9 protein-coding genes and 1 pseudogene are annotated in these 6,140 nt (G+C 60.5%); 2 read left to right on the top strand and 8 right to left on the bottom strand.

Going from position 1 to position 6,140, the window contains the following annotated elements:
* Together MRY80_RS10055 and MRY80_RS10050 are read left to right on the top strand one after the other, a co-directional pair.
* Positions 1–1,169, top strand: a 1,169-nt coding sequence (locus MRY80_RS10055; protein WP_293290599.1) for a type IV secretory system conjugative DNA transfer family protein, incomplete at its 5' end; no start/stop codon positions are given.
* A gap of 77 nt (positions 1,170–1,246) precedes the next feature.
* The gene (locus MRY80_RS10050) at positions 1,247–1,495 is read left to right on the top strand and encodes a WGR domain-containing protein (RefSeq protein WP_293290597.1); all 249 of its coding nucleotides are present in this window, start codon (positions 1,247–1,249) and stop codon (positions 1,493–1,495) included.
* On the opposite strand, the gene MRY80_RS10045 is transcribed toward MRY80_RS10050, so the two are convergent.
* The 8 genes and pseudogenes from MRY80_RS10045 to MRY80_RS10010 all read right to left on the bottom strand — a co-directional run.
* Positions 1,492–1,905, bottom strand: a complete 414-nt coding sequence (locus MRY80_RS10045) for a hypothetical protein (RefSeq protein WP_293290595.1) — start codon at positions 1,903–1,905, stop codon at positions 1,492–1,494. The two genes, MRY80_RS10050 and MRY80_RS10045, sit on opposite strands and share 4 nt — an antisense overlap.
* A complete protein-coding gene (locus MRY80_RS10040) occupies positions 1,902–2,168 on the bottom strand; it encodes a type II toxin-antitoxin system prevent-host-death family antitoxin (RefSeq protein WP_293290593.1) in 267 nt (88 codons plus the stop codon). Before MRY80_RS10040 ends, MRY80_RS10045 begins: the two co-directional genes overlap by 4 nt.
* A 127-nt stretch (positions 2,169–2,295) precedes the next feature.
* Positions 2,296–2,613, bottom strand: coding sequence for a DUF736 domain-containing protein (locus tag MRY80_RS10035; RefSeq protein WP_293290591.1), 318 nt, complete (start codon positions 2,611–2,613; stop codon positions 2,296–2,298).
* Positions 2,614–3,324: 711 nt separating this feature from the next.
* Positions 3,325–4,254 carry a zincin-like metallopeptidase domain-containing protein gene (locus tag MRY80_RS10030; protein WP_293290589.1) on the bottom strand — a complete coding sequence of 310 codons (930 nt, stop codon included), beginning with the start codon at positions 4,252–4,254 and terminating at the stop codon, positions 3,325–3,327.
* A gap of 246 nt (positions 4,255–4,500) precedes the next feature.
* Positions 4,501–4,686, bottom strand: coding sequence for a hypothetical protein (locus tag MRY80_RS10025; protein ID WP_293290587.1), 186 nt, complete (start codon positions 4,684–4,686; stop codon positions 4,501–4,503).
* A gap of 443 nt (positions 4,687–5,129) precedes the next feature.
* Positions 5,130–5,411 carry a hypothetical protein gene (locus MRY80_RS10020; RefSeq protein ID WP_293290585.1) on the bottom strand — a complete coding sequence of 94 codons (282 nt, stop codon included), beginning with the start codon at positions 5,409–5,411 and terminating at the stop codon, positions 5,130–5,132.
* Positions 5,404–5,658, bottom strand: a complete 255-nt coding sequence (locus MRY80_RS10015; protein WP_293290583.1) for a type II toxin-antitoxin system prevent-host-death family antitoxin — start codon at positions 5,656–5,658, stop codon at positions 5,404–5,406. The genes MRY80_RS10020 and MRY80_RS10015 overlap by 8 nt, the downstream gene beginning before the upstream one ends.
* A 108-nt stretch (positions 5,659–5,766) precedes the next feature.
* A pseudogene (locus MRY80_RS10010) lies at positions 5,767–6,140 on the bottom strand (hypothetical protein); the annotation flags it as partial.

Genomic DNA, 6,140 nt, shown 5'->3' with positions numbered 1-6,140 from the left:
TGGTGGCGCTTGACCCATCAAACGAAGTCGCGCCCATGGTCATCGATCACCGGCGCAAGGCGGGCCGCGAGGTCTTTGTGCTCAGCCCGAAGGATGCGTCAGTCGGCTTCAACGTGCTCGACTGGATCGGCCGCTATGGCGGGACAAAGGAAGAGGATGTCGTCGCCGTGGCGAGCTGGGTCGTCACCGATGTCGGCAGGCAGACGTCCATGCGGGACGACTTCTTCCGGGCCTCCGCCCTGCAGTTGATCACGGCGCTGATCGCCGATGTCTGCCTCTCGGGGCATACGGCAAAGGAAAACCAGACGCTGCGCCAGGTGCGCATGAACCTGTCCGAACCGGAACCGAAATTGCGCGAGCGCCTGCAGTCAATCCACGACAATTCGGAATCCGATTTCGTACGGGAAAACGTCGCGGCCTTCGTGAACATGACGCCGGAAACCTTCTCCGGTGTCTATGCCAATGCGATCAAGGAAACCCACTGGCTGAGCTATCCGAACTATGCGGCACTCGTGTCCGGATCGAGCCTGTCGACCGACGATCTTGCGAACGGCAAAACCGATATCTTCGTCAATCTCGATCTGAAAACACTCGAGGCGCATCCGGGCCTGGCGCGCACGATCATCGGCGCATTGCTGAATGCAATTTACAATCGGAATGGAGAGACGAAGGGGCGGACGCTGTTCCTGCTCGATGAGGTGGCACGCCTCGGCTACCTGCGCATTCTCGAAACGGCGCGTGACGCCGGTCGCAAATATGGCATCAGCCTGCTCCTCCTCTTCCAGTCGATCGGTCAGATGCGCGAAACCTATGGCGGACGGGACGCCACATCGAAATGGTTCGAGAGCGCGTCCTGGGTCTCGTTCGCCGCGATCAACGATCCGGAAACCGCCGAATACATCTCGCGGCGATGCGGCAATACCACCGTCGAGGTCGATCAGCTGAGCCGGACATCGCAGATGTCGGGATCCTCGCGAACACGCTCAAAACAACTTGCGGCGCGACCGCTGATCCTTCCGGAGGAAGTGTTGCGCATGCGCGGTGACGAACAGATCGTCTTCACCTCCGGTAATCCGCCGCTTCGATGCGGACGGGCGATCTGGTTCCGGCGCGCGGACATGAAATCGGTCGTTGCGACGAACCGGTTTCATCAGGAAGACCGAAGATGAATGGCGTGAATCGATGATGGGTTATCGATTCATAGAACTGATTGGACACAAGAGTCCCGCTCGGCGAGACTCCTTCCATGTCCCTACGCGAGCCAGAGCCGGTCCATCTTCGCCGCATCGACCCGGCACAGAACATGCGGCGATTCTATTGCCTCTCCGTTCAGCCGACATTGTTCGGCGGCGCCTCGCTCATTCGCGATTGGGGAAGGATCGGGACGCGCGGTCAAACCATGATGGAGACGTTCGACAAGGCCGATGATGCCGATCTGGCATTCGACCGGCTGGAGCGCCGCAAGCGCCGCCGCGGTTATTGTGATGCCGGTTAGCGGAAGCGATTCACTTCGACAAATTTCTTGCGCTGGGTAATGAAACTGCGCAGGAGCGGCAAGAAAAATGCTTTGCTGAAATGGCCGATTGGCGGTTCCGGTTCTAGATAGAAAGAGCGCCCAATCACATCGCTGTTGAATTCGTCCAGTACGATCCATAGCCGCAGATCCGGATCCAGACCGGCCCTGCGTTTTTCAATCGCAGGGATTTCGGCGGCGAACCGGGATGCCTCCGGCTGCTTGGTGGTGATCGGGAAGAATATCACGAGATCACCATCAGGCCTTGGCAGGCGGACGCCGACCGCGACCGGCCTTTCTTTTCGCCCTTCGGTCTCGCCGCGCTGAGCCTCGCGATTCCACAGGTATGGGTAGCGAATGACACAAGCCGTCTGAACGCCCTCATAGCTCATGGGCGTGTCTCGTCCTTGCTTGCGTAGCTATCGACCGCGCGTTCAAATTCATCGAAGAGTTCATCAGACATCGTCTCGATGGTTCCAATAGAACGAACATCTGATTGTCGCATGAGCCGCTCATAATCCTCGATGTTCAGGAGAACCAAACGAGGTTTGTTGCGCTGCGTGATCGTCACCGGATGGCGAAGCGCCTCGGCAATGATATCGCCGGATTTCCGCGACAAATCACTCGTCGAGTAGGATCCATGGGTTCGGGACATGCCGCTCTCCTTATAGCTGAATTCTTCGTAAAATACAGCAATACTGTATAATATGCAATTGGCGAGTTCATCTTTCCCTGTCGCAGTCGAGAGCCCCGCCGGGTGGCGAGGCTCTCATCGTCTTCGGTCAGTCCCGGTTGCTGTTGGGCCGAGACCAGATGAGCTGCAGACCTTCCTGGCCTTCCACTTCGACCAGGGTGGCGTAGATCGGAGCCGGGAAGCTCGGGTCGTCCAGCTTGACCGAGAGGTAGTCGCGCTCGGACTGTTTCGCCTGCTTCTGCCAGGCCGCGCCCAGTTCAACCGAATTTGAGTAGATGCGGAAGTGCGGGCCGTTCTCGCCGGGATTTTCGATGCGCTCGAAGCGAGCCTTGACGTTGAGAGCGAGCGTCTTGATCTGACCAGTGAAGCCGGACTTGGTGGTGGTGAAGGTGCCGATGTTAGCCATTGTGGTGTTCCTTTCGAAGTTTTTTCGAGCCGCGCCCATCGCGATCTCGATGGCTGTCGACAAGATCGGGAACGGACGGCGCGCACCCCCCGGGGTCCCCGCTGCGCTTTGCGCAATGGGGTGGGCTTGCAGGGCCGCAATGAAATGGAGGACGGCCGGGAAGAACTTCCTTGGTCCGCGAGGAATGGCGGCGCAGCCGGCAGGGGAAGAAAGTTCTGGACGGGCGTTGCGGACAGCCGGACGCGGCGAAGCCGGTTCCCGGTCAGACATGCCCCATCGAGACCGCGCCGGGCGAGCTCCGTGAGATACGACGGAAATAGGAATAGGCCAGAACGTGGCGGACATACCGCCTGCCACCCGTTACAGGCGCACAATCGACAGATCGATCTCGGCGCAGTTCAAGGCAGAGTAATTGCCGGATCGCGAACCCAGGCACTATTGGCCAGTCGTCTGCCTATCTCCGGGGTCCAATCGAGCGACCGGAAAAAGTGAGAGCAGGCATCGGTCCGAATGTGATGTTCCGCTGACAAGCTGTACGGCTGTCGTCGGGATCTTGCTCGGGCACCGCGCGGTGAAAATAGGCAGGCACGGAAGATGCACTGTCGTCCGGGATCATCGTCTTGATCGATGATGACTGGAATTCGCCGCCGAGGTGGCCTGACATTAAGAGCCGTATATTGCCCTCCGCGGTCGTATTCGGAAGGAAGAGCATCAGGCCGCCTCCCTCTCTTCAACCACCTCGGCAGGCTGAAGACCGTGGAGATAAGTCACCGCGCGCTGCGCATGCGCCGCTGCCTGAAAGATCGCCCGCTTGTCGTCCTTGAGGACCCTCAGCCAGGAGTGAAGGTAGCTGGCGTGATCCGCCCGGGGTTCGAGTTCGGGCACGATGCCGAGATCGGCACACAGGAAGCAACTACCGAGCTCAGCGATGAGTTCTTCGCGGGCGCGTTTGGAGCGATCCTTGTGATAGCGGGACAGATCGCGTCCGACGCGGTGGGCTGGCGCCGTCCAGTGGGTGGCCTCATGGCTGAGGACGGCGACGTACGATTCCGCATCCCGGAAGCTCTCAAATGGCGGCATCTGGATGTGGTCGCTCGCGGAAGCGAAGAAGGCTTTGGTGCCGCCATGGCGGATCACCGCGCCGGTATTTGCGAAAAACCGGTCCGCATGCTCGATCCGTTCGACCGGATCAATGACCTTGTCGGGCCGATGGTAATAGTGGTCGGGCAGGCCGTCGATCTGATCGCAGTTGAACACCGTGTAGGTCTTCAGGAACGGAATATCACGCTCGACTTCATCGCCGCCGGCATCCGTCTCCGTCTTGGTGAAGCGGCTGGCATAGACGACGGTTGCGCCGGTTTCTCCTTTTCGAACCTGCGCGCCGATTTGCGACGCCTGGCGATAGGTCATCCACAGCGGCGCTTCAAAACCGCGGGCGAGGCTCTCCGACCAGAGCAGCAGGACATTGATGCCCGTATAGGGCTCGCCGGTGTGCCGGAGCGGCCGGGTGATCCGGCCATCGAGCGTTCCCGCGCTCCAGGGCTTCATCCACGGGCGGACGCCCTGCTCCAGATCGGCAACGATAGACTCGGTGATCCGCTCGTAAATATCGACGCGCGGGCCTTTCTCTTTCCTTCTCATTTTCACTTACCTCCGGTTCTTGAGGCCGCGCCCATCGCGGCCCCGTCACGGGGCCGACAGGGGCGGAGCAGCAAGGCTTGGCCGGCACCCGCAGGGCCGAACCGGAGGGAAGGACGGCGCCAGCCGTTGCCGGGCATGCCGGCTCCGCCCAAGCGAGAAACCGGGACGGGGATGCGAAGGGCGTGATCGGAAGGAGGAGAGCGGCGCTAGGCGCCGCTCAGTCGGAGGGTCGAAACCGGAGCGGGTTCAGTGAAGGGCTTCGCCGCCGAAATAGGGATCGTAGAGGTAGAGGCCGATGAGACCCGCGCCTTCGAATTCGTCGACGGGCAGCACCCCGAATTCGGCGCCGGACTGAAAGAGCACAACTGGGGTCATGAGGATGCGTGCGAGGTTCCAGGCGTGTTTCTGGGCGAGGGAAAGATCGTGCGACATGTTTGGGCTCCATCGTTGGAGCGGGCCAATCCCGCTCTTGATGGCTCCGTCAGTGTGCGGCCCAGCGGACGCGATCACCGCGCAGGCCAAAGCCAAGCGGCCGCCGCTTGCGAGCGGACCCCTCGCGGGTTGATCGTGGAAGTCCGCGCCGCACCAGGAATGCCATCTCTAAAAAGAGCGGGATTGGTCCTCTATTGGATTGAGAGCCCTGTGGCACACGTCACTGATCGCCCCAGAGAAGCACAACCCCGGAGCTCGCCGCCCCGGCCAGGTAGATCTCGGGATGACGTAATGAAGGGGAAGGTCTGCCAGCCGCCGAAGCTGAGGATCAGGTCCTTTTGACGGCTCTTATTCCGGCGCGTCGTGCTGCCTGCCGGATGGTCGCGGCGATCTCGCGCAGGAATGCGGCACTGACCGAACCGATGGGCTCGGTGGAAACGAAATCATAGTCCTTGTCCATCTCGACGCGGTTGAAATTCGTCGAGGATGATCCAGCATGGCGCGGAAAGGCCGATACGGCGACACTCGATTTCCGGCACATCCAGCGCAAGCTGTCCGAGAAGGGGTTGCTTGGAGGTGAAGGGAAAGAGAAATACAACGTCCGGATTGCCGGGCGTCTTGATGACGATGCAGACAGGGCGGGGTTTGCGGCCGGATTCCTCGCCCTTTTCCGCTTCGCGATGCCACAGATAATGGAACTCGGCGACGTCGCCCTGCTCAAGCATCTGCTTTGGCTGGTTCGAGAATGGCGTCGATGCCGGACATCAACTCCGCATGGACATCGTCCGGGGCATCATGCAGAGAATAGGACTTGGTCGGGCTCGGCTCTCCGCGCATGCGGTGATAATCGCGGGCGGAGAGAACAAAAAGCTTCTCCTTGCCATGCTTGGTGAGCACGACCGGTTCGATCATCGCCGTCTCGAGGATTTCACCCGAGGACCGGTTCATCTCGGAGAACGTGTATTGCTTCATGTTGTGGCTCCTGCATTTTACGTAAAATAGGTAATTTACGTTGCTTTGTCAATTCGAGCCTTCGCTTCGACAAAAAATGGGGCGGAGTCGAAGCTCCGCCCGTTTAGCCTAGCTGAGTGCGGCCATCTGCAACTCGGCCGCCTTGCGATCGACGGTCTGGCCGGGGTTGTCGATCGGGCGCTGGAAAGGCTTCCACGCTTCGCCGACGACTTCTCCATAGGCGGTCACGACGCCTTCGGCCGCGCAACGGAGCGCATGGGCCTGAATGCCCATGTCAGCCGCGAACTCTCGCTTGCGTTGGGCGTTGCTGTCGAACCCGACAGGACCGTCGAGGTCCTCGTCGCGGGTATCGTTGGCCGACTTCGCAGTCGCGTCCCGAGCTTCTGAGACCGCGCGGGAGTAGAACTGGCCGGCGCCATGAGCGGAACCGACATAGGAGCCGACGATGCGCTGCAGGTGGATCTGCATGGCGCGGTCGCCGA

Origin of the sequence: Oricola sp., from assembly GCF_022763245.1 — a bacterium.
Lineage (GTDB): Bacteria > Pseudomonadota > Alphaproteobacteria > Rhizobiales > Rhizobiaceae > Oricola.
This window is presented reverse-complemented; position numbering and strand designations above follow the sequence as displayed.